This is a genomic window from Blautia sp. aa_0143, from assembly GCF_004167315.1.
GTDB classification, from domain to species: Bacteria; Bacillota; Clostridia; order Lachnospirales; family Lachnospiraceae; genus Blautia_A; species Blautia_A fusiformis.
The window spans coordinates 1-23,583 of record NZ_RCXU01000039.1; the positions used below are offsets into that span (position 1 = coordinate 1).

The 23,583-nt window shown below is 42.6% G+C and carries 26 protein-coding genes and 1 pseudogene; 20 read left to right on the plus strand and 7 right to left on the minus strand.

Going from position 1 to position 23,583, the window contains the following annotated elements; all coding sequences use genetic code 11:
* The first annotated feature begins 395 nt into the window (after positions 1–395).
* From EAI83_RS15380 to EAI83_RS15390, 3 genes are read left to right on the plus strand one after another with little or no spacing between them, the layout of a single operon-like run.
* Positions 396–1,421, plus strand: a complete 1,026-nt coding sequence (locus tag EAI83_RS15380) for a molybdopterin-binding protein (RefSeq protein ID WP_021650138.1) — start codon at positions 396–398, stop codon at positions 1,419–1,421.
* A 58-nt stretch (positions 1,422–1,479) separates the two neighbouring features.
* Positions 1,480–1,773, plus strand: a complete 294-nt coding sequence (locus tag EAI83_RS17715) for a hypothetical protein (RefSeq protein WP_287082736.1) — start codon at positions 1,480–1,482, stop codon at positions 1,771–1,773.
* Positions 1,742–2,479 (plus strand): molybdopterin-binding protein, encoded by a 738-nt coding sequence (locus EAI83_RS15390; protein ID WP_015526508.1) that lies wholly within the window; start codon positions 1,742–1,744, stop codon positions 2,477–2,479. Before EAI83_RS17715 ends, EAI83_RS15390 begins: the two co-directional genes overlap by 32 nt.
* A gap of 117 nt (positions 2,480–2,596) precedes the next feature.
* On the opposite strand, the gene fdhD is transcribed toward EAI83_RS15390, so the two are convergent.
* Positions 2,597–3,295 (minus strand): formate dehydrogenase accessory sulfurtransferase FdhD, encoded by a 699-nt coding sequence (fdhD, locus tag EAI83_RS15395; protein ID WP_237972467.1) that lies wholly within the window; start codon positions 3,293–3,295, stop codon positions 2,597–2,599.
* Positions 3,296–3,517: 222 nt separating this feature from the next.
* Between fdhD and EAI83_RS15400 the strand changes: the two genes are divergently transcribed.
* From EAI83_RS15400 to mobA, 5 genes and pseudogenes are all read left to right on the plus strand, one after another.
* Positions 3,518–4,009 carry an MOSC domain-containing protein gene (locus EAI83_RS15400; protein WP_129976025.1) on the plus strand — a complete coding sequence of 164 codons (492 nt, stop codon included), beginning with the start codon at positions 3,518–3,520 and terminating at the stop codon, positions 4,007–4,009.
* Positions 3,960–4,109: pseudogene (locus tag EAI83_RS15405) on the plus strand (cyclic pyranopterin monophosphate synthase MoaC); the annotation flags it as partial. The gene EAI83_RS15400 and the pseudogene EAI83_RS15405, both read left to right, overlap by 50 nt.
* A 1-nt stretch (position 4,110) precedes the next feature.
* Positions 4,111–5,085 (plus strand): GTP 3',8-cyclase MoaA, encoded by a 975-nt coding sequence (gene moaA, locus EAI83_RS15410; RefSeq protein ID WP_129976027.1) that lies wholly within the window; start codon positions 4,111–4,113, stop codon positions 5,083–5,085.
* A 6-nt stretch (positions 5,086–5,091) separates the two neighbouring features.
* Complete coding sequence (locus tag EAI83_RS15415; RefSeq protein WP_021976150.1) at positions 5,092–5,580, plus strand: MogA/MoaB family molybdenum cofactor biosynthesis protein; 489 nt, start codon at positions 5,092–5,094, stop codon at positions 5,578–5,580.
* A complete protein-coding gene (gene mobA, locus EAI83_RS15420) occupies positions 5,567–6,175 on the plus strand; it encodes a molybdenum cofactor guanylyltransferase (protein WP_129976029.1) in 609 nt (202 codons plus the stop codon). The genes EAI83_RS15415 and mobA overlap by 14 nt, the downstream gene beginning before the upstream one ends.
* Positions 6,176–6,414: 239 nt before the next feature.
* Here mobA and EAI83_RS15425 read toward each other — a convergent pair whose 3' ends face one another.
* From EAI83_RS15425 to EAI83_RS15440, 4 genes are read right to left on the minus strand one after another with little or no spacing between them, the layout of a single operon-like run.
* On the minus strand, positions 6,415–7,278 hold the full coding sequence (locus EAI83_RS15425) for a TylF/MycF/NovP-related O-methyltransferase (RefSeq protein WP_129976030.1): 864 nt from the start codon (positions 7,276–7,278) through the stop codon (positions 6,415–6,417).
* Positions 7,275–8,300, minus strand: a complete 1,026-nt coding sequence (locus EAI83_RS15430; RefSeq protein WP_092071085.1) for an XdhC family protein — start codon at positions 8,298–8,300, stop codon at positions 7,275–7,277. Before EAI83_RS15430 ends, EAI83_RS15425 begins: the two co-directional genes overlap by 4 nt.
* A gap of 31 nt (positions 8,301–8,331) precedes the next feature.
* Entirely contained in the window at positions 8,332–9,405 is a 1,074-nt protein-coding gene (locus EAI83_RS15435) for a histidine phosphatase family protein (RefSeq protein WP_119248124.1), read from the minus strand.
* Positions 9,398–10,330: an NTP transferase domain-containing protein gene (locus EAI83_RS15440; protein WP_243113529.1), complete on the minus strand. Its 933-nt coding sequence runs from the start codon at positions 10,328–10,330 to the stop codon at positions 9,398–9,400. The genes EAI83_RS15435 and EAI83_RS15440 overlap by 8 nt, the downstream gene beginning before the upstream one ends.
* 209 nt (positions 10,331–10,539) lie before the next feature.
* On the opposite strand from EAI83_RS15440, the gene EAI83_RS15445 reads away from it, so the two are divergent.
* The 8 genes from EAI83_RS15445 (at position 10,540) to EAI83_RS15480 (ending at position 19,706) form a co-directional block, all read left to right on the plus strand.
* Positions 10,540–10,800, plus strand: coding sequence for a hypothetical protein (locus EAI83_RS15445; RefSeq protein ID WP_015526497.1), 261 nt, complete (start codon positions 10,540–10,542; stop codon positions 10,798–10,800).
* Positions 10,801–10,836: 36 nt separating this feature from the next.
* A complete protein-coding gene (locus tag EAI83_RS15450) occupies positions 10,837–13,599 on the plus strand; it encodes a molybdopterin-dependent aldehyde oxidoreductase (protein ID WP_129976031.1) in 2,763 nt (920 codons plus the stop codon).
* Positions 13,600–13,700: 101 nt separating this feature from the next.
* The gene (locus tag EAI83_RS15455; protein WP_129976033.1) at positions 13,701–15,995 is read left to right on the plus strand and encodes a pyridine nucleotide-disulfide oxidoreductase/dicluster-binding protein; all 2,295 of its coding nucleotides are present in this window, start codon (positions 13,701–13,703) and stop codon (positions 15,993–15,995) included.
* Positions 15,995–16,216: a DVU_1557 family redox protein gene (locus EAI83_RS15460; protein WP_005427475.1), complete on the plus strand. Its 222-nt coding sequence runs from the start codon at positions 15,995–15,997 to the stop codon at positions 16,214–16,216. The genes EAI83_RS15455 and EAI83_RS15460 overlap by 1 nt, the downstream gene beginning before the upstream one ends.
* Complete coding sequence (locus EAI83_RS15465; protein ID WP_129976035.1) at positions 16,217–16,750, plus strand: class I SAM-dependent methyltransferase; 534 nt, start codon at positions 16,217–16,219, stop codon at positions 16,748–16,750. It begins immediately after the preceding gene.
* 3 nt (positions 16,751–16,753) lie between these two features.
* The gene (locus EAI83_RS15470; RefSeq protein ID WP_021650124.1) at positions 16,754–17,188 is read left to right on the plus strand and encodes a DVU_1555 family C-GCAxxG-C-C protein; all 435 of its coding nucleotides are present in this window, start codon (positions 16,754–16,756) and stop codon (positions 17,186–17,188) included.
* A complete protein-coding gene (gene trsS, locus EAI83_RS15475) occupies positions 17,185–18,510 on the plus strand; it encodes a radical SAM (seleno)protein TrsS (protein WP_129976037.1) in 1,326 nt (441 codons plus the stop codon). The genes EAI83_RS15470 and trsS overlap by 4 nt, the downstream gene beginning before the upstream one ends.
* Before the next feature lie 20 nt (positions 18,511–18,530).
* Positions 18,531–19,706 (plus strand): DVU_1553 family AMP-dependent CoA ligase, encoded by a 1,176-nt coding sequence (locus EAI83_RS15480; RefSeq protein WP_129976039.1) that lies wholly within the window; start codon positions 18,531–18,533, stop codon positions 19,704–19,706.
* A gap of 33 nt (positions 19,707–19,739) precedes the next feature.
* On the opposite strand, the gene EAI83_RS15485 is transcribed toward EAI83_RS15480, so the two are convergent.
* The gene (locus EAI83_RS15485; protein WP_129976041.1) at positions 19,740–20,471 is read right to left on the minus strand and encodes a DUF5714 domain-containing protein; all 732 of its coding nucleotides are present in this window, start codon (positions 20,469–20,471) and stop codon (positions 19,740–19,742) included.
* Between the two features lie 330 nt (positions 20,472–20,801).
* Here EAI83_RS15485 and EAI83_RS15490 point away from each other — a divergent pair, with 330 nt between their 5' ends.
* Positions 20,802–21,044, plus strand: coding sequence for a cation-transporting P-type ATPase (locus EAI83_RS15490; protein ID WP_015526489.1), 243 nt, complete (start codon positions 20,802–20,804; stop codon positions 21,042–21,044).
* Between the two features lie 30 nt (positions 21,045–21,074).
* Here the strand turns inward: EAI83_RS15490 and EAI83_RS15495 are convergent, their stop codons facing one another.
* A complete protein-coding gene (locus EAI83_RS15495; protein ID WP_044960377.1) occupies positions 21,075–21,278 on the minus strand; it encodes a hypothetical protein in 204 nt (67 codons plus the stop codon).
* Between the two features lie 207 nt (positions 21,279–21,485).
* Between EAI83_RS15495 and EAI83_RS15500 the strand changes: the two genes are divergently transcribed.
* From EAI83_RS15500 to EAI83_RS15510, 3 genes are read left to right on the plus strand one after another with little or no spacing between them, the layout of a single operon-like run.
* Entirely contained in the window at positions 21,486–21,923 is a 438-nt protein-coding gene (locus EAI83_RS15500; RefSeq protein ID WP_129976043.1) for a radical SAM mobile pair system MarR family transcriptional regulator, read from the plus strand.
* Positions 21,920–22,609, plus strand: coding sequence for a radical SAM mobile pair protein A (locus tag EAI83_RS15505; RefSeq protein WP_129976045.1), 690 nt, complete (start codon positions 21,920–21,922; stop codon positions 22,607–22,609). The genes EAI83_RS15500 and EAI83_RS15505 overlap by 4 nt, the downstream gene beginning before the upstream one ends.
* Positions 22,597–23,505 carry a radical SAM mobile pair protein B gene (locus EAI83_RS15510; RefSeq protein ID WP_021650118.1) on the plus strand — a complete coding sequence of 303 codons (909 nt, stop codon included), beginning with the start codon at positions 22,597–22,599 and terminating at the stop codon, positions 23,503–23,505. Before EAI83_RS15505 ends, EAI83_RS15510 begins: the two co-directional genes overlap by 13 nt.
* Positions 23,506–23,583: the final 78 nt, after the last annotated feature.

Below are 23,583 nucleotides of genomic sequence, written 5' to 3' on the forward strand. Positions count from 1 at the left end.
TCATGGACGCACCCTGAAAAGGCGGTATCCCGCCTTAATTCAGATGCTCTGGTAACTCAGTTGCCGAGTAGTTCACTAGTCGGTTTTCAGCTTTCAACTTCTCAATATCTGATAATTGAGAAATCGCTTTGTTCTTACCTCGTCGATCATATAATCCTTCGATTCCTTTATCTTTATATTTTCTAACCTATGCATAAACTTGTCCGTAGGAGCAACCATATTTATTCGCTGTAGAAGAATAATTACATCCCGTGTTCAAGGCTTTGCGGTATTTTTTCGGATTTCAATGTGTCAAACTCCCGTGTTTATGAAAGTTGTGTTTTTCTTGGCAATATGTTACAATTACTCCATATAAATTTACAACTTTTCTAGACAGAAAGTAAAAGGGGAACGTCATGAAGTGTATTAAAACAACGGACGCGGTAGGACATGTACTGTGCCATGATATTACCAGAATTGTGAAGGATGTGGTAAAAGATACAGCCTTTCGTAAAGGACATATTGTACAGGAAGAAGATATTCCGGTTTTGCTATCTCTGGGAAAAGACCATCTTTATGTGTGGGAGAAGGATGAAAATACTTTGCATGAAAATGAAGCAGCGCAGATTCTGTGTGATGTGTGCATCAATGAGAATATGCATCCAACGGATGTAAAAGAAGGAAAAATTGAGTTGATTGCAGATTGTGACGGAGTATTTCAGGTGGATGTGCCGAGGCTGGATGCTATTAATGAGATCGATGAGATTATGATTGCCACCCGTCATACAAATTTCCCGGTAAAAAAAGGTGACCGTCTTTTAGGAACCCGTGTGATTCCGCTGGTGATTGCAAAAGAAAAAATGGATTTGGTGAAGAAAACAGCAGGAGAAAAACCGCTGGTATCGCTGGCACCTTATAAGAAACGGAAGGTAGGAATTGTAACCACCGGAAATGAAGTATTTTATGGAAGAATTAAGGATACTTTCACACCGGTAATCATCGAAAAAATGAAATCTTACGGTGCTGAAATTCACGGACATATTCTGTGCAATGATGATATGGAAAAAATCACTGCCGCTATTATGAAATTAAAAGAAGAAGGGGCAGATCTGATTGTCTGTACCGGTGGTATGAGCGTGGATCCAGATGATAAGACACCGGGCGCGATCAAAAATACAGGAGCGAGAATCGTATCTTATGGTGCTCCGGTACTTCCGGGAGCGATGTTCCTGTTATCCTATCTGGAAGATGGCACACCGGTAATGGGACTGCCGGGATGTGTGATGTATGCAAAAGCCACCGTATTTGATCTTGTTCTGCCACGTATTATCGCAGGTATAGAAGTGACAAAAAAAGATCTGGCACATATGGGAAATGGCGGATTCTGTCTTGGCTGCAAAGAATGTCATTATCCGAACTGCAGCTTTGGAAAGGGCGTATAAGAGCAGGACAGGAGGAATAAGCATGGAAAAGCTTACGGTAGAGTAGGCACTGGAAGCACTGCTGGAACATACAAAAGTAATAGAGGAAACGGAAACTGTACCACTTTTGCAGGCATGTGGAAGAGTGTTGGCAAAGGATATGATTGCAGGATTTGATAACCCGCCGTTTGACAGATCACCTGTGGATGGTTATGCCTGCAAAGCGGAGGATATAACGGATGCATCAGAAAGTCATCCGGTACAGTTGACGGTATTGGAAGAGATTGATGCGGGGCAGTATTCCAGAGTCACAGTGGAAAAGGGGGCAGGCGGTTCGGATTATGACAGGCGCAGCTATTCCGAAAGGCTGTGACTGCTGTGTCCGTCAGGAGGATACAGATTATGGAGAAGAGACTGTCAGAATCTTCCGTCCGACCGGACAGTGGCAGAATTACTGTTATCAGGGAGAGAATTTTAAAAATGGAACGGTTCTTTTGAAAAAGGGTGACAAAATCGGATTTATTGAAGCAGGTATACTGGCCAGTATGGGAGTCATAAAAGTGAAGGTTTATCGTCGGGTAAGAGCAGCTGTTCTGACTATCGGAGATGAAGTAATGGCACCCGGAAAAAGATTGATTCCGGGGAAGATTTATGATTGTAATCAGGGACTTCTGGCGGTTCGCATGAAAGAATTTGGTGCAGAACTGGTGGAAGTGGCAGCCATAGAGGATCGCCCGCAGGCTATGACAGCAGCAGGCGAAGTCATGGCTCTGGACTGGGGAATTACATTGCAGTGTGATACCACAGGAAAAGAAGACGCCAGCAGTGTAGGAGTGCGAAGTCACTTTATACATCCGGTACTACCGGAAGCAGATGGCACAACGAAAAACGTATTTCCATGTAAAGTGGAAAGAGTGATTGAGGACGTGTTTTCGTATATCTTGATCGTATCTACGAAAGAAGAAGCCAGGATTCGCGTAGATGTGACGAAAGAACAATGGCAGCAGTACCAAAAGCATATTTCTGGAAATAAGATATGGATTGGGATAGATGAAAAAGATGTGATGTTATTAAAATAAATGAAAGAATCACCGTATCAAGGTTGAGGTAATCTATGATACGGTGATTCTTTCGTGAAAAATGCGAAAAAGCTTTCAATATCCAGTTCCGGTGGTTTAATATGCGGTTGTCAAACATTATTTCGTAAATACTTTCATTCGATCCCTTCTGGCTGCACAGATCAGGGTCAGGTGATATTTTTTTGCAAGATCAATTGCTTCAGAAGTAGGAGAAGCCTTGCTGGAGAGAATTGGAATCCCTGCATGGATGACCTTTAAAGTCATATCAGTAGGTATTCTGCCGCTGGAATATACCATACATTGATGCAGGTCAATATTGTGCCGCAGAGCGTAGCCGATCACTTTATCCAAAGCATTGTGCCGTCCGATATCTTCGCAGGAAAACAGAATGTGATCTTTTTGAGCGAGAATGCAGCTATGTGTGGCAAAGGTAATGCCATGGAGAGGAGAACCATCCGCAAAGGCATCCGCCATATGAAAGATCCATTCTGGTTTCCAGAAAATCGGTGTAAGTGACTGCGGCTCTTTGGATGTAACAAAGTAATCATTTAAAATATGATTGCCGGTACAGCAGGTAGGAGTTACTTCTACAAAGGCATCCGATGAGGATTGTGTGTTGCGTGCCGAATTTTTTAAATAGACTTTTGCACGTTTTCCATATTCACAGATATAGATATGATCTACATCTTCGGAAGACGTGATGATTTGTTCTGTCAGCAATCTTCCAAGAACCAGTTCAGTCAGATGCTGGGGCAGGCAAACAAGTTTCATAGTCAGATGATCATTTATATAGACATCCATCATATGTTCGTTCAATACTTCTTCTTGTTCCGTACGGGATTCTCCATTTCTTCCGATATATTGATATGTTTTTGTCTCTAGCAGAGACAGATTTTGTTATTGTTCGTTAATATACATAATTTCTCCAATTGAAAAAACAATTCTTTTATCATGTTTACTATGTGTTATACTAGATCTAGTATAACGGACATCTCTTTATTTCGAAAGAGTGAATTGAGGGATGAAGGAGGAAATAAAATGGGAAAGATTATGGCGGTAAATATCAGTGAGAAGAAAGGTACACAGAAAAAGAATGTACATAGTGCCAGACTGATGGAAGAATTTGGAATCGAGAAGGACGCCCATGCCGGCAAGTGGCATCGCCAGGTGAGTCTTCTTTCTTATGAAAAAATAGAAGAATTCAAGGCAAAGGGAGCACCGATCGAAGACGGAGCATTCGGAGAAAACCTGATTGTAAGTGGATACGATCTGAAGGCATTGCCGGTTGGCACCAGACTTCGCAGCGGAGAGGTATTATTAGAAGTGACACAGATCGGGAAAAAATGTCATAGTGGATGTGAGATTTATAAAATTATGGGTGACTGTATTATGCCAAGAGAAGGTATCTTTACCAGAGTACTTCATGGTGGCGTATTGACAGAAGGCGATGAAATTGTGATAGAGAAGGCAGCAGGTGAGGCAGATGGAGGCGCTTACTGGTGTGAATGTGGCACTTTTGACAATTTATGACATGTGTAAGGCAATTGACAAGTCCATGGAGCTGACGGACATTCATCTGGTAGAAAAAAGCGGAGGAAAAAGCGGGTTATATCGAAACCCGAAAGAATAGTATGAAGGATAGATTTGGAAGAGAGATTGACTATCTGCGGATATCCATTACAGATCGATGTAATCTCAGGTGCGTCTATTGTATGCCGGAAAATGGAGTTGTGCAGATCCCGCATGAAGAAATTCTGACTTATGATGAGATTACCAGAATCAGCAGATGTATGACTGGTTTAGGTATACGTAAGATCAAACTGACCGGAGGAGAACCGTTAATTAGAAAGAATTGTGCCACACTGGTTCGAATGTTAAAAGAACTTCCTAGCATCGAAAAAGTGACATTAACGACCAATGGTGTATTGCTCGAAGAACAGATAGCAGATCTGGCAGAAGCGGGGCTTGATGATATAAATATCAGTCTGGATACTTTAAATGCAGCAGAGTTTGCAAAGGTAACCAGGAGAGAAAGTCTGGATCGGGTGCTGGAGGGAATCCAGGCGGCATTACAGTATCCGCAGATTGGATTGAAGATTAATTGTGTGCCGGTAGTGGAAGAGCAGGAAAATCTGGTATCGATAGCGAGACTTGCAAAGCAATATCCGATTCATGTTCGTTTCATTGAAATGATGCCGATTGGATATGGAAAGGATTTTCAGTTTCGGGGAGAAAGTGAAATATGCGAAATATTAGAGAAAGCATATGGAAGAATGACTCCAATAAAAGAACGATATGGGAATGGACCGTGTCATTATTATAAAATAGAAGAATTTCAGGGTAAAATAGGATTTATCAGTGCGATGACGCATAAGTTTTGCGACCAGTGTAATCGTGTGCGTATGACAGCAGAAGGATTTTTAAAAGCCTGTCTGCAATATCAGACTGGAACGGATTTGAAGAATTTGATGCGTTCAGGATGCACAGATGATGAACTGACAGAGGCAATACAGAAAGTAATATGGGAAAAACCGGTCAGTCATCATTTTACATCGGAAGAGATTGAGACAGATGAATGTAAATTAATGTCCCAGATAGGAGGATAAGGAATTATGAAAGCTGCGATTATCACATCCAGTGATTCCGGATATGCAGGAGAGAGAGAAGATAAAAGTGGTTCGGTAATCCAGGAAATTTTGGAAGCGAACGATTACGAAGTGGTGCATACCATTCTTTTGCCGGATGACAGAAAGATGCTGGCAGATGAGATGGCTCGTATAGCAGATGAGGGAATAGCAGAGCTGATTGTAACTACGGGTGGAACCGGATTTTCGCCGAGAGACTGTATGCCGGAGGCAACAAAGGATATTATAGAACGTGAAGTGCCGGGGATTCCGGAAGCAATGAGAGCATATAGTATGACGATTACACCAAGAGCTATGCTCAGTCGTGCAGCAGCAGGTATTCGAAAAGGAACACTGATCGTGAATCTGCCGGGAAGCCCGAAAGCAGTCAGAGAAAGTCTGGAATATATTATTCCAGCGCTGGAACATGGATTACAGATCCTGACCGGGGAGGCAACGAACTGTGCCAGAAAATAATCGGAAAATGCAGACTGATATATCTGAATTAGAAAACGGTCAGTTGGCAGAACAGCAATTGCCATCAGATTTTACGCTGGTAGTCCTGGCAGGTGGTGCCAGCAGCCATATGGGAAGGGAGAAGTCAGATCTGCTTTTAGATGGACAGACATTTTTGGAGATACAGATCGGAAAAGGATGTCAGTTGGGAGCAAAACAGATCTTAATTTCTGGATATCGTGGAACACAGTGTGGGGAAGAGATTGTGCCGGATCGAATTTCCGGTCAGGGTCCACTTGGCGGTCTGGAGAGCTGTTTTCGAAGGGCAAAGACAGAAAAATGCCTGGTGCTGGGGGTAGATACGCCGCTGGTACCTGTGGAAGAACTTCAAAATCTGTTGAAGTTCGCAATGGAAAAAGCCGACCAACCGGTGACTATGCTGTGTCATAATGGAAAAGAAGAATCGCTGATAGAGGTATATGATGCCAGACTTTATAAAGAGATCACAGATTTTCTGGAATCAGGAAGATCATCGGTGTATCGTATTTTTAAATACAGTGGGATATTCCCTATACCATACCAGTGCACCGGAAAACTATTTTCAGAATATCAATGATCCGGAAATCTATAAGAAAGTCTGCACGTAATGCGAAATTGCTGATATTTTCACAAAGGAATCCGTTAAACTATAGATTTTTAAATACTGTAGGAATTTTTGTTTGTTATACGGAAATCCAATGAGGGATATTTTCAGAATATTAACGATTCTGATACATATTTAAAGACTGAAGGGTATCTCGTAAAATAGCATAATACAGAAGGCGTATAGGATTATGAAAGGCTTTCGATTAGGTTTTAAATGATTTTTCGGATAATAGCACTTCCATGCAGATCGCATACAGGATCTGCAAACAGGTGGTGTTTCAGGCAGAATTCGCCTACAGCTTTGTTACATCCGGAAAACTGGGTACTGTATACGTCATGGATCAGGAGAACTCCGCCGATAGACAGACGTTCATAAAACAGAGGTAATGCAGCAGCAGTTGGAGCATAGAGATCTGCATCTAATGATACGAAACAGAAAGTTTCATCGGTAATATCGGAAAAAGTATCCGGAAACCATCCTTTATGGATGATCACATGTGATGGATCAGGCATGATGCGAAGAACAGAGTCTACATCTGTAGAAGAAAAGTCACCTGTTTTAGCGCGAGACAGATGCCTGGAGGTTTCTACGGCAATATCTTTTTCTGAAAAGCCTTCAAAAGTATCAAAAAGATGTATTTTTCGATCCGGAAAGGCCGTACTGATCAGGCAAGAAAAATCACCCTGGAAAACACCAAGTTCTGCCACATCTCCAGGGATATTTTGTTGATGTATCTGTTCGGCTAAAAGGCGCATAACCGCAACCCGTGCATCGAACATGCGAAGTGCAGAAGGATCACAAAATGAACCGTGATAGCCCAAGTGCTCCATCTGCTGCATCATAGAACCACGCCGCTCTTCATCTAATACACCAAGAATAATCAGATCAGGAAGAAGAGCAGCGGCCTTTGATGGAGAACAGATTGGGATATTACCAATAAATTGTCCATGTTTGCGCGGATCGTTATCGGCAAAGCACATGATCTGATAGGAATTTCCAAGAAGTCGGGCAGTCATCTGCCCAATCTGTCCGGCACCGAATATAATAGTTTTGTAGACATGTTTTGTCATCATTTCATAGCAGCCTTTCTTTCAGCTCGAACCTGAATCATTTGTCCTGTGATAGATATTGCGATTTCAGCAGGTGTTTCTGCTTTAATATTAAGTCCCACAGGCGTGATAATACGGTCTAATTCTCGCTCATCGATTCCATACTCTTCTACGAGACGATGAAATACACCAGCTCTTTTGGCGAGACTTCCAATGACGCCGATATAGCATGCAGGTGTGGCAAGAAGTTGTGCCTGCACAATCGTATCATAGGCATGACCTCGTGTCATGACACAGCAATAATCAGCATCTGTGATAGAAATGCTCTGATCCAGATGATCAAAATCGCAAAGGATTGTCTCCGCTGCATCCGGGAAAAGAGCAGGATCTGTAAATTCCGGACGGTCATCCAGAACGATGCAGTGAAAGTCAACACTTGCAAGTATTGGTACCAGCTTTTGTGAAACATGCCCGCCTCCAAATACATAGACAGTTCCGGATGTACCGATTTGTTCTGTAAACAGGTCACAGGTTTCATTGCGATGACGGCATGGTCTTGCAGATAAGGAAGATAAGATGGAAGAAGGAACATCAGCATTTCCAGTCAATCCATAGGATGCACTGTAAAGACTCATACCGGATGTAGCATGAAGATCACAGATCAGCCAGAAATCTTTTCGTTCTTTATATAATGTTTCAGCAGTTACTGCAAGTTCCATAATAATAGGGTCATTATGGTCCAGATACTGGAAAAATACGGTAACATCACCACCACAAATCATACCGATATTCTCAACATCTTTGCGATTCAACCGGAATTCATGTTCACAGGATTCTTTCTTTTCAAGAATATCAAGCGCCATAAGCTCTGCACGATATTCGACAGAACCTCCGCCTATGGTTCCGGCAACTCGGCCTTTTTTTCCAACCAACATACGGGAACCGGCACCTCTTGGCGTTGATCCTGAGGAAGCAACGATGGATGCAAGCACAAGGTCGTTTTCTTTTTGAAATTCTTGTTGTATGATCTGAAATAAAGTTCTCATATATAAAACACCTCCTGTAATTTTCTATAAGTCATATCGTCATGTGACAGATGGTCTGTATCATATTTTGCAGATCAAGAGCCTGTTTAAGCTGTCGTTCATGAGATTTCAAAGCTTCGGGACTGTTACACTTACACAGACTGTCCGCAAATCGTTTTTCGATGGTTACACGTTCGGTTTCCTGAATCAGTTTATCTGATAAAAAGACGATAGCCGCTTCATTCAGAATTGTTTTCTGTAAACCATGATGTTGTGAAATAATCTGACTGATTTCAGTATAGCCTAATTGTAAGAAAAGATCACCACCTGTTTTGGTGTGATGTTTTTGAAGTCTGGCAATATCGTGAAGGAGTGCTCCGGAGCGAATCAGTTTTTTATTAAAAAAGTAACCATGAGATTCCAGCAGATCGCAGAAATGGCAAGCCAATTCAGTCACTGCATCACTGTGCGCCTGTACATGATGAGGAAGAGACACCGAATCGCGAAGCATCCGGCATAGTTCGTCATGCAAGTCAGGATGAGGCAGCAGGTAAGTCAAATCAGATAAGATAACATGATCGTTATCGTCTGTGTTCAGATGATAATAGGAACCACATGGAAGACGAAAATACTGTCTGGCATGCTGTTTTGAATCAAGCAAATACAGATAAGAAGAAATTACATCTGTATGAGCAACAATCGCAATATCACCCTCAGAAGAACGAAGAATCTCATAAATTGCCTGCGAAAAACGCATGCCAGATGCGAAAGGAGTTTCTGCTCCTGGAATCGGGTAATCAGGATTCATTCCACGTGCTTCATATATGTCCGGCCATCTTTTGCGTATCTCATCAAATGAAAGACCATCCCATTCTCCCAGATTTCGTTCTGTTAAATCTGAGATAGTGATATGTGGAAGATCAGGTGTGATATGTGCAGCCGTTTCCATAGCTCTTGACAAAGGACTGCAGTAAACAGCAGTTATTTTATCATCCAGTTCTCCGTGAAGAAGGACTGACTGCAGATGTCCAAGCATAGATAAAGAAAAATCAGTCTGACCGATACAGTAAGAATGTTCATCTGGATATTGTGGTTTTCCGTGTCGGATAAGATAAAGATTACGCATTGAAAAATCCTCTGAAACACTTTTCAAATATTGCTTCGGAACAGGTACGTGTTTCCTCTGAAAAACGGGCATATCGCTTCAAAAATTCTTCTCCGTATGGTGTCAGCTCACTGTGACTGCCCTTTACACCGCCCTGACTTCGAATAATCAGCGGTTCATGAAGCTGAGATTCTAATGTATGGATCAGATTCCAGCTGGTGGAGTAGGAAATGTGCATGCGTTCGCAGGCATCACGAACAGATCCTGTTTCATGAATCAGTGTAAGCAGCGAATAAAGCTGTTCATCAAAGAAGACCTTTTCCCGTGCCAGCTGAATCTGAATCTCTGAACGGATCAGACTTTGATTGTGTGCACGAAGAAGTTCTGCATAATCCTCTGGTGTATCCGCATCATGAATGATTCCAGGATCTTCTACATTTAAACAATACATGGGAGTTCCACAATGTTCTACAGCACCCTTCAGACCAGTGTTTCCATCATTGCTTAAAATGGACTCAATTAATGAGGAACGAATCAGGATCGGATGACCTGGAGTTCCGTTACAGACCGGAGTGACAAGAGGCTGTCCAAGAGAAAGCATTTGTGTAACGGTATGTGCTGTGAATAGTGGAACATCTACAGGTGTAAAGAGTACCGTATCCACTTTGTCTTTTAAATATTCCAGTCCAATCCTGACAGAATCAAACATATGAGTAGTTTCATAGTCATCATTTCGAAGAAAAATAACATGATTGGAAGCAAGGTGGCGTTCCAGAGCATCCGCATTATATCCGGTTACCACCACTATTTTAGAGATTCCGGCCTGCCGGAAGTTATTAATCACACGCTGCGCGATGGAAATGGATCCAAGCTGAAGCATGGGCTTGAAGTCTCCCATTCGTGACGATTTCCCTGCAGCTACGATGAGAGCACCTGTCTGCATCATAGATACCTCCCGAAAAATAATATTGTACAAATTTGATATTATTATAGCATAAAAAGTGGGAATAAATAGTGAAATTTTCGACAAAGTAATAAAACAATATAAAAAAGAGCAAAAAATAGCCAACTAATAATTATTTACAATTTGTAAAACTGTACAAAATTATGATAACATGAAATTATACAAAATAATGTAAACAGGAGAACGTTTCCATGGATAAGATTTTTGAAATTACTGCAAAAGAAGTTACGATACAGGTAAAAGATGAGCGTACAGGAGAGCAATACAGTCGGACACTTCCGATTGATTATTATGAGAATGCGAATGTTTTAAAACTCAGCGGTGAGAATCTGGACGGAAGCAGTTCTTCCATTGTTTTCTATTCTGTCAGAGGAATGGAAAGACTTAAAGATCTGACGGGTAAGGGAGCCGATCATGATCCATGTGGAACACATAAGTCAGAAGATTTGTAACATCGGAACGTGTATTTTTTAAAGGAGGAATGAAACATGATTAAAAAGACATTGAAGATCAATGGTGTGGAGCGAATCCTTATTCTTGATAAGGATGAGACACTGGCTCAGGTACTTCGTGAGCATCTTCTTCTTACAGGATGTAAGATCGGTTGTGGAGAAGGTCATTGCGGAGCATGTAATGTTATTATGAACGGAAAAGTTACAAGATCCTGTATTTACAAGATGAGCCGTGTTCCGGACAATGCAGAGATCACAACAATCGAGGGTGTGGGAACAATTTCTGATATGCATCCGATACAGGTTGCATGGATGGCATATGGATGTGCACAGTGTGGTTTCTGTTCACCAGGTTTTATTATTTCAGCAAAGATTCTTCTCGATAATAATCCGAGCCCTACCCGTGAAGAAGTGAGGGACTGGTTTAACAAGCAGCGTAATCTCTGTCGTTGTACAGGTTACAAGCCGCTTATCGATGCGACCATGGCGGCAGCAGCAGTTATGCGTGGCGAGATGACTAAAGAAGACCTCGTATTCAAGCAGACAGGTGATTCTATCGTCGGTACAAACTATATCCGTCCATCAGCAGCACAGAAGGTAACAGGTACCTGGGATTTCGGTGCAGATGATGCATTAAAGATGCCGGAGGGAACTCTTCGTCTTGCACTTACACAGGCCAAGGTTTCTCACGCAAATATTCTCAGTATCGATACAACAGAAGCAGAGAGTATGCCGGGAGTTGTTCGTGTTATTACAGCGAAGGACATTAAGGCAGCAGGCGGAACCAACAAGATCAATGGTCTTGTAATGCTTCCGAAACACAATAAGACAGACGGATTTGAGCGTCCTGTACTCTGCGACGAAAAGATCTTTCAGTTTGGTGATGCGATTGCGATCGTAGCTGCCGACACAGAAGAGCATGCACGTGCAGCAGCAGATGCAGTTAAGGTGGAGATCGAAGAACTTCCTGCATATATGAACGCAATGGATGCAATCGCACCGGATGCAGCAGAGATCCATCCTGGTACTCCAAACGCATTTTTTGAGACAAACTGTATCAAGGGACCGGACTTTGACTGGGACAGCATTCCGGATTCACAGCAGGTTGAGATCGAGTCCTACTGTTCACGCCAGCCTCATCTTCACCTTGAGCCGGACTGTGGTTATGGATATATTGATGAAGACGGTATGATAACAGTGCATTCCAAATCTATCGGTATACATCTTCATATGCCTATGATCGCAGATGGTATCGGTGTACCAATGGAAAACTTAAGACTTGTTCAGAACCATGCAGGCGGAACATTTGGTTACAAGTTCTCACCGACAAATGAGGCTCTGATTGGTGCAGCTGTTAAGATTCTGGAACGTCCGGTATCGCTGGTATTTAATCAGTTCCAGAACATTACTTATACAGGAAAGAGATCTCCTGCATTTATGAATATTAAGCTTGCAGCAGATGAAAATGGTAAACTCTTAGCACTTTGGGGTAACAACTATGTAGATCACGGTCCATATTCAGAATTTGGCGATCTGCTTACCATGAGACTTTCTCAGTTTACAGGCGCAGGTTATGGAATTAATTCTATTCGTAATAAATCAACAACCGTATTTACAAACCATGCATGGGGCTCCGCATTCCGTGCTTATGGTTCACCACAGTCTTATATGGGATCTGAGATTGCAATTGACGTGCTGGCAGCTAAGATGGGAATCGATCCGTTTGATATCCGTGAAATGAACTGCTATAAAGAATCAGAGGGCACTACCATCCCGACAGGTTATCCACCGGAGGTATATTGTGAGGAAGATTTGTTTAAGAAAGCACGTCCATTGTATGAAGCGGCGAAAAAACGTGTTGCCGAAAAGAATGCAGCTTCTGACGGAAAGATGAAATATGGTATCGGTGTATCTCTTGGAGTATACGGTTGTGGTCTTGATGGTGTTGATACATCAAATGCATTTGCAGAATTAAATCCGGATGGAACCGTTACGATGTATGCTGCATGGGAAGATCATGGACAGGGGGCTGATATGGGTGTTCTTGTATCATCTCATGAAACACTGCGTCAGGCAGGAATCAGACCGGAACAGATTAAACTGGTTATGAATGATACGAAGACATGTCCGAATGCAGGACCTGCAGGAGGATCACGCTCACAGGTTATGTCAGGTAATGCATGTCGTCTGGCTGCAGAAAATCTTGTAGCAGCAATGAAGAAAGAAGACGGAACATTCCGTACTTATGATGAGATGGTAGCAGAAGGGCTTGCAACAAAATATGAAGGTAACTGGGTAACTACATTCTGTGCAGATCATCCGATCGATCAGGATACCGCACAGGGCGATCCATTTGCAACTTATATGTATACTATCTTCCTGCCGGAAGTTGCTGTTAATACAGAAACAGGTAAAGTTACCGTTGAGAAATTTACTTGCGTAGCTGACGTAGGTACGATCATGAACAGACTTCTTGTAGAAGGTAATTTCTATGGTGGTCTTGTACAGGGTATCGGTCTTGCTCTTTCGGAAGATTTTGAAGATTTGAACCATGACACCACTTTGAAGAATTGTGGTATTCCATATCCAAAGGATGCTCCGGATGATATTGAACTTCACTTCAATGAAACATATCGTCCAAGTGGTCCTTACGGTGCGGCTGGTTGTGGTGAGGCTCCACTGGATGCTCCACATCCTGCAATCCTGAATGCAATCTTTAATGCGACAGGTGCACGTATTACACGTATCCCTGCCCGTCCGGAAAGGGTTCTTGCAGCATTAAAAGAACTTGAGAAATAAGCTTAATTCATAATGTGGTTGGAGTAAAAGCTGCCAACTGCGATATAATCAGGGGAGACGGGAAACTGCCTCCCCTTTACAGACGAAAGGAGTATCAGGTTATGACATACATACAGGAGAGGGGTTCTACTCACGTTTATCATGTAAATCGAATGTCAAAAGAAGAGATGGATCATATGATCAGTCTCTGCGTCCATGAACAGCCGGCCTACTGTGTTGCAGCCTGTCCTTTCAAAATGGATACAAAAGAGATGCTGTATTATGCTGCAAAAGGAAATTTTAAGAAAGCGTTGGCAATTTATGAGAAAATTACACCATTTCCAATGATTCTCTGTGATGGATGTACGGCACCTTGCGAAGATAATTGCAAGCTTTGTGAACTTGGTGATGGTGTCTCCATACGAGAAGTAGAACGTGCGATTGTCCGGTATGGAGAACCGGGAAGACGAAGCAGTGTATTCCGCATGAGAAAGAAGAAAAGGGCAGCAATCTTTGGTTCTGGATTATTTCCACTGTTTCTTGCAGGGGAACTGGAAAAGAAAATGTATCCTACGACAATTTATTGTAAGGAAGAAGATTATGAAAGCTATATTGCAGCGGCAGCCGGACATCTTTTGGAACCAGACCGCAGCAATGAAGCGAAACGTCTGAAATCTATGGATCTTTCTTTTGAATTTGGATGCAGTTTGAATCTTTCGTTTATCAGAGAAAAAATGGAACTGGCAGATGTGGTATGCGCATCAGAAGAAGTGGCAAAAATGTTAGCTCCGGAAGAAGCAGCAGATGTCGAGATTATGTTAAGAGAACAGGCAAAGATTGTCAGCGGACCTGCGGAATCTGTGATGGATGCGGCTTTTGCCGCAAAGCGGGCAGCTTTGACAGTGGATCTTCTGGTACAGAATTTATCGCCGCACAGCAACAGAGGCAGTGAAGGAGCAGTGACTACCAAGCTTTATACGAACATGGAAGGAATCCATGGATCGAATAAGATTTTCTGTGGTCAGGATGGGTATTCAAAAGAAGAAGCTGTAGAAGAAGCAAAACGATGTATTCAGTGTCATTGTGACGAATGCATGAAAGGCTGTGTGTATTTAAGTGAATATCAAAAACATCCGGGTTTATTAGCCCGTGAGATTTATAATAATACGCAGATTATCATGGGAGATCATCCGATGAACAAACCGATGAATGCCTGTGCTCTCTGTGGACAGTGTACGGTGATCTGTCCGAATGGATTTGATATGAGTCAGGTGTGCAAGTCAGCAAGAGAAAATATGGTATCTACAGATAAGATGCCGCTGGCGCCACATGAATTTGCACTGATGGACATGTTATTTTCAAATTCAGAGGCTTTTTTGAGCAGACTCCAGCCGGGATATGAAACTTGCAGATATGTATTTTTCCCAGGCTGTCAGGCAGGTGCGATAGCGCCGGATGTGGTTATGCAGGCATACGAAGATTTAAGTAATCGGGTAGCTGGAGGCGTTGCTCTGATGCTGGGATGCTGTGGTGCAATCAGCGAATGGGCGGGTCGCTATGAAATGACAGAAAAAGTAAATGAGCAGCTGAAACAGGAACTGGCCAGGCTTGGTGATCCGATCATCATTGCAGGCTGTCCAAGCTGCATGAAGCAGCTAAAAGAAAGTATTGGAGCACATGTTATAGGAATCTGGGAAATTTTGAGAGAAATCGGACTTCCACAGCAGGCGAAAGGACTGGAGATACCGGTTGCCATACATGATGCCTGTGGTGCCAGAGGGGATGCACAGACACAAGATACGATACGACAACTTTTGTCGGATATGGGATGTATCGTTGAAGATACAGAATATTCCAGAGATTTGTCTCCATGTTGTGGATATGGAGGTCTGACGGCATATGCCAATAAAGATATGGCAGCGAAAATGACAGAAAAGTGTCTGGAACGTTCCGATGCACCATATATTACATACTGCATGGCATGCAGAGACCGATTTGCCAGAGAGGGAAGAGAATCCAGACATATCATGGAACTTCTGTATGGTGCAAATGCCAGCAACATGCCTGATATCAGTGAGAAACGCTACAACAGGCTCATATTGAAACAGACACTTTTAAAAAACATCTGGAATGAGGAACCGATCATGGAGAAAAAAGACTATACTGTTGCCTATACAGAAGAGGCAATCCATATGATGGATGAGCGCATGATACTGAAAAGTGATGTGGAACGTGTGTTATCAGATTACAGAGAAAATCAGGAAGCAATCCTGGATGAAGAAACAAAAGAACTGGTGACAAGAAGCAGACTGGGAAATGTCACATTCTGGGTGCGGTTTGTGGAAACAGAAGACGGATATCTGGTACACAGAGCATACAGTCATCGAATGAATATTATGAAAAGGGTGGGACAGTAATGGCAGTAGAAAGAACATATTATACGATTGATCCGGAAGGAAAGCTGACCTGCATGAAATGTAAGGTTCCTCTTGTAAAAGGAAAAGCAAAATTTATGTATCTGGAAAATGGGTTTCCTGTGGAAATGCCTGTCTGTCCAAAGTGTGGGTTTGTGTATGTTCCGGAAGAACTCGCACTTGGAAAAGTGCTCGCGGTGGAGCGTGCACTGGAGGATAAATAGATGAACAGGCATCCGGGAGGGGAAGCGCAGACGCTTCATCTTCTGGAGAACATAGAATGGAAAAAAGAAATGAAAGCACTGGATCTTGGAGCAGGAGAAGGAGACACGGTTCGAATCCTGAAATCATTTGGGCTGGAAGCACATGGCGTGGATCTTTTCCCACGGGGCAGTGATGTGGAAATTGGCGATTTTCTGCATTTGCAGTATTCATCAGACAGTATAGATCTTTGCATCAGTCAGTGTGCATTTTTTGTCAGCAGAGATCAGAAAAATGCACTATCTGAATGTTGGCGCGTTTTGAAAAAGGGAGGTTTTCTTTTATTGTCAGATCTTGATACCGGAAATCTTTTGAAAATGGCAGAACAGACAGGATTTACCATTCTCCGGCAGGAGGATCAGACGTTACTTTGGCGGGAATATTATCTGGAAGCAATCTGGAATGATTCGTTCTGCTGCGACGAGTATAAGCTTCTGCAGAAAGAGTATAAAGGAAAGAAGCTGCGCTATACCATGTTGGTTGGCAGAAAGGAGTAGCACATGGATCTTTATGAAAGAATCATAGAACTTAGCAGTATGGGTTATCATTGCTCACAAATGGTTATGATTATGACACTGGAAGCCATAGGTGAGGAAAATCCACAGCTTGTAAAGGCTTTGGGAGGTCTTGGCGGCGGGATCGGTTATTGTGGAGATACCTGTGGCTGCCTGACAGGAGGAGCCTGTGCGATAGGTTTGTTCCTTGGCAATCTGGCTCCGCAGGAGAAAGAAGATATACAGATGAAACCGGCTGTGCAGGAATTATATCAGTGGTTCCATAAGAAGACCGAAGAAGAGTTTGGTGCTTTTTATTGTAAGGACATCACTTCCAATCTGGATTGGGGAGTGATCATGGAGCAATGTCCTGCGCTGATTGCAGATACTTATACAAAAGTGATAGAAATACTGACAGAACGGGGAATATTGGAACTATGATTACGCTGGGTAAAACAAAAAGTGTATGCCCGATATGTATGAAAGTACTTACGGCAAAAAAATGTATCGGTGAAGATGGCATTTATCTGGTGAAAGAATGTGATATCCACGGAAAGTTTCAGATACTGATCTGGGAAGGAACGGCAGCAGAGTATCTTTCCTGGGGAAGAGAAAACCTGTCTGCGGAGACTCCGGTAAATCCCAAAATCAAAGAGAAATCCTGCCCGGATAATTGTGGACTCTGTGAGGAGCACGAACGAAAAGGCTGTTGTATGATACTGGAAGTGACAAAGCGCTGCAATATACACTGCCCGGTCTGCTTTGCTTCGGCAGGAGAATGTCTGGAAAACGGTGATCTTTCAATTGATGAAATAGAAAAGCAATATGATTTTCTGATGGATCATGGAGGACCATTCAATATTCAGCTCTCAGGTGGAGAACCAACCATGCGGGAGGATCTTCCGGAGATCATACATATGGGTAGAGAAAAAGGGTTTACATTTTTTCAATTGAATACCAATGGAATCCGTCTTGCGCAGGAAGCAGGATATGCCAGAAAACTAAAAAAAGCAGGACTGAATACAGTATTTCTTCAGTTTGACGGTGTCACAGATGATGTGTATCAGACATTGCGAGGACGCTCTATGATAGAACTGAAAGAAAAGGCTGTGTTAAACTGTTCGGAAGCGGAACTGGGAATTGCCCTGGTACCTGTCATTGCGCCAGGAGTAAATGACATGCAGGTTGGAGATATTCTGAAGTTTGCGATGGATCATATGCCATTTGTAAGAGGAGTACATTTCCAGCCGATCAGCTATTTTGGCAGATGTTCTCAGCAGCGTCCACAAGCTCCGATTACCATACCAAAGATGTTGAAGCTGATCGAGGAACAGACTGACGGGCTTATGAAAAGCAAGGATTTCGCCGGTGGTGGAGCAGAGAATCCATACTGTTCTTTTCATGCAAGTTATCTGAAAAAAGGTGAGAGGGAACTGAAACTTTTGGAAAAGAAATCAGGCAGAGGATGTTGTTGTACTACCAGCGATAATTCCAGACAGTATGTGGAAAATCAGTGGAGCTATAGCACAAAAAAATTTGATGATGGAGAAATGACACAGACAGATGCGCTGGATGAATTCCTGATCCGGGTTCATAATGAAACTTTTGCAGTATCAGGGATGATTTTTCAGGATGCATGGAATCTGGATCTTGAACGTCTGAAAAGATGTTATATCTGCGAGGTGGATTCTGATTATGGAATGGTGCCGTTTTGTGCATATAATCTGACGAATTCGAAAGGAATATATTTATACAGAAAGTGAAACGATCGAATATAGATGCAATGATCTGTAAGCAGGAAGGTATTACAGAGATTACAAGAGATGAAATACACAGAATACAGCTGGAGAAATTAAATATTGTACTGAAGAGAGAGAAAGAACGAGAGGGTTTTTACCGAGATTTGCCGGAAAGACTGGAAAGCCTGATAGATTTGAGAAGCCTTCCTTTTACGACAGAAACAGATCTGGCACGAGATGGAGGCAGGATGCTGCTTTGCTCCCAGGGGGAAGTCCAGAAAGTGATATCAGAACAGACAAGCGGAACTACCGGTGCCGGTAAACGTGTATTCTATACAGAGGGAGACTGTGAACACACCATAGAACTTTTTATGGCAGGTCTGGGTGAATTTATTTATCCTGGAAGTATAACGATGGTGGCTATGCCATTTTCAGGTCCTTTTGGATTAGGAGAACTGATCGCGGAGGCAATCAGACGTCTGGGAGCAAAACCTCTTTCAACCGGGACAGGAAGAACTTATGGCGAACTGAACAGGATTCTGGAAGAGGAGCAGCCGGATACGTATGTGGGAATGCCGACGGCATTGCTTTCCATGCTTCGAATGTGCGGAAAAGGCAGTATAAAAAGAGCACTGGTATCTGGAGATGCCTGTCCGAAAACTGTCATGAAAGCAATCGAAGAAATTCTGCAAACACGACTTTGGCCGCACTATGGTTCCAGAGAGATGGGGCTTGGAGGTGCCATTTGCTGCATGGCGCATGAGGGCATGCATATGCGGGAAAACCATTGTATTACAGAGATTATAGATGAGAACGGAAATGTGCTGCCGGACGGTAAATGGGGAGAACTGGTGATTACAACCATTGGAATGGAAGCACAGCCGTTGATTCGATATCGAACCGGTGACTGGTCAAGGATCATTCCAGGAAGATGCCTCTGTGGAAGTGAAATAAAACGCCTGGACTTTGTAAAGCGGATGGATCCATTGGGAAGTATCAGAGAGATGGATGAATTACTGTTTGAGATTCCGGAACTGGTAGATTATTGTGTGAAAATTGTAGATGGAAAAAAGGAAATTACAGCGCTTTTTACATCGGACAATGGAGAAGAACGAATCAGGAGTGTTTTGGAAGAGAAGGATATTCGTTCATGGAACTGCAAAAAAGCAAAGTGGGAAGATGGGGCGCTGTATCCTGGCAAACGAGTTACAAGGCAGTGATTTCGTGGTATCATGGAATCACTGCCTTGCCTGTTATTCGGGATAGTATGGACAATCTTCCTGGATACATTCGCGATTATCTTCGCAGTATTTACACGTTATAGAAGACAACGGAATGTTTACAGAACAAAACTGACTGTAAAAATGAACGGCTTCTTCAATGGCAATTCTGCTGGTACGTTTGCAGCAGCGAGGTCCACCAACATCTGCCAGGCTGGATAAAATAATGGAAACAAGTTTTTGAGGAAACGGCCATGCATCTTTGTGAAGTGGACTGGATCCAGTCATAACGGACATGAAAATACCGGCTCCGGCAGCAGCTCCACAGACACCCCAGTAACCACAGGTACCGCCCGGAACCTGCTTCGCTCTTTTACAGATTTCAGATAGTGCAGCATCGTAATCCATATGTTCTCCATTATTGCGAAACGCTGTCAGAAGAACGCACGGAACAATTGCATGATGCTCTGGTCCATGCATATGTACAGATGGAAGATCCATAATTTTTTCCAGAAGAAGCAAAGCATCTTTTTCGGTACTGTCTCTGAGCGCTGCGATTACCGGAGCATATGTGCCATAGCTGTGACAGGCATCACAGATAAAGTGACTATTTTCACAGACCGCATTGGTTAATTGCTCTTTATGGCAGATACTACACGTCTGAATAGAGCTTTCAGCACGATACGTAATAGGAGCACCACAAATCAGACATCCGGAAAAATGTTCCGCTTCACCACAACAACAGGAATTATTCGTATGATCCATTTGATTCACCTCCGGAGAATTTATTTTAATAGTGTTAACGATGTAAAAAGTATAACATAAAATGAAAAAGTAATGATAAAGTATCTTGACAATCATGTTACTTTGGGTATATGATTTTATCCAATAAAGGGGAGTAACCTGCGCTTAACAAATTGCGTTTGTGATGTTGTCAGTACGGTGGAAGCATCCGGTATCATAAGGAAATGGTGAGACTTTTATTGCATTTTTTATTATGCAATGAAGGTCTTTTTTTTATATTTTTTTCAAAGAGGTCTTTCATTGCATAAGAAATTCAGGTAGTAAATACTTAGAAACGATGAGGCGGAAGTGATGAAGGAAATTTATCAGCAGACGGTAGAAGAGGTTCTTGAAAGGGTGAATGGCAAGAAATCTGGGCTTACAAGTGAACAGGTGAAAAGATCCAGAGAAAAGTGTGGGTGGAATGAACTTACAGAAGGAAAGAAGAAAGGTATCCTGCAGATTTTCTTTGAAGGAGCTGTCTATTTCCCGACAGCTCCTTTTCTTGTATTCATTCGGCTGATACAAAGCGACAAAGCCGGCACAATATCATAAGTAATATATAAAACTCTGATGTACATGTGATTAAAAAGAATCAATCATATGCATTAGCCGCTCATGAAAAATATCTCTTTCTTCGTAAATTTTTTCTAACTCTTTTTCAGTAAACAATGCATAGGCGCTATCAGGAACAGCTGTTAATCCATCACAGGTAAATGGTATACGTCGCCCACCTCTGAAAATGGCTGCTTCCCAGTACTTTTTTCTAAAATATTTAATTATTCCCATGTAGTACCATCTCTTTCCCATATTTGTTATTGACGTTCTGGCAAATAAAATACTTCTGTTCTTACTATATTATCATCAAAATCCGCAAGTCAAATTCCAGTTTGGAGAATTGAAAAAATGGAATTTACCTATTAAGACATATAAACTCTTGACAATAAAGCTCCTATATAGTATGTTTTTAATAAACTACTATATAGGAGCTTTTGTATGGGAATGAATGGAGGATTTCTTGTCACAAAAATAAAACAGCTTGGAGACCGGATTTTTGAGAAGATTCTCAGTGAAAAGAATATTGATGCGTTTAATGGAGCCCAGGGACGTATTCTTTATGTGCTGTGGCAGGAGGATGGTATCTCAATCAGGTCACTCTCGACTAAATGCGGATTAGCGATAACATCTCTTACTACGATGCTGGAAAGAATGGAAAATCAAGGGCTGATAAGCCGTGTTCAGTCTGAAACGGACAAAAGGAAAACACTCCTGTTTCTGACTGAGAAAGCACATGCCTTAAAGGGCGAGTACGATTCTGTATCTGATGAGATGGGCAGTATTTACTACAAAGGTTTTTCAGAGGAAGAAATTACCCGGTTTGAGAAATGTCTCGACCGCATCAGAAAGAATCTTGAGGAGTGGCAGAAGTCATGAGTATTTGTATCAAAGATCAGATTCAGAACATGAATATCGTCATTGGCTGCACAGTGGGGTGTACATATTGCTATGCCCGCAACAACGTGAAACGCTGGCATATGATTGATGACTTCGCTGACCCTGAATTCTTTCCGGGTAAGCTCAAGATGATGGAAAAGAAACGTCCGCAGAACTTTCTTCTTACCGGGATGAGCGATCTCTCCGGATGGAAGCCGGAATGGAGAGACGAGGTATTTGCAAAGATCCGTGAAAATCCACAGCATCAGTTCCTGTTCCTTACCAAGCGACCTGATTTGCTGGATTTTGATACCGATTTGGAAAACGCATGGTTTGGCGTTATGGTGACGAGGAAAGCAGAACTGTGGCGTATCGACGCCCTTCGGAAAAACGTCAGAGCAAAACATTACCATGTTACCTTTGAGCCGTTATTCGACGATCTCGGCACAGTTGACCTTTCCGGAATCAATTGGATCGTTGTGGGCACCATGACCGGAGCTCAGAGCAGGAAGATTCATACGGAGCCGGAATGGGCATGGTCTCTGGCGGACCAGGCACATAAGCTCGGCATTCCGGTGTTTATGAAGGAAGACCTTGTCCCTATCATAGGGGATGAAAATATGATTCAGGAAATGCCGGAAGAATTTAATAAAGTGTTAGAGGTACAGAAATCATGGAAGAAGTAATAAATGGAATCCTCATTCGTGAGGTGGAAACAAAGAACATCATGACTAAGTCTAGTCTGCCGGTAGGCGGTTACTCGGTCAATCCCTATGTGGGCTGTACACATGCCTGCAAGTATTGCTATGCTTCTTTTATGAAGCGCTTTACCGGGCACAAGGAGGAATGGGGCACTTTCCTTGATGTGAAGCATTGGACGGAAATTAAAAATCCGAAGAAATATGCCGGACAGCGGGTGGTCATCGGTTCTGTGACAGATGGCTACAATCCACAGGAGGAGCAATTCGGGAATACCAGAAAACTTTTGGAGCAGCTGATCGGCAGTGACGCAGATATTCTGATCTGCACAAAGTCGGATCTTGTGGTACGAGATATTGATTTACTGAAGAAGCTTGGACGTGTAACCGTTTCATGGTCAATCAACACACTAGATGAAAATTTTAAGAACGATATGGACTCTGCTTCGAGCATTGAGCACCGTATCGCTGCTATGAAGCAGGTATATGAGGCAGGTATCCGTACAGTCTGTTTCGTATCCCCGGTATTTCCCGGTATCACGGATTTTGAAGCAATCTTTGAGCGGGTAAAGGATCAGTGCGATCTGTTCTGGCTCGAAAATCTCAATCTTCGAGGCGGTTTCAAAAAGACAATTATGAATTATATCGCCGGAAAATATCCTGATCTTGTACCACTTTACGACGAGATCTATAACAAGCATAACCGCAACTACTTTGAAGCACTTGAAGTAAAAGCTGAGAAAATGGCTAAGAAGTATGATTGTGCCTTTGTGGATAATGAAATGCCTTATGGCAGAGTCCCGCAGGGACATCCGGTGATCGTAGATTATTTCTATCATGAGGAAATCCGTGGGACAGAGAATACCGGAAAAAGAAATCGCTAACTTCCAGTTGTGCGCCCAGCTAAGGGTGTGTAGTCAAGCCGGTGGGATTCCGGTTTATCCAAGGTTTAGCCAACCAGA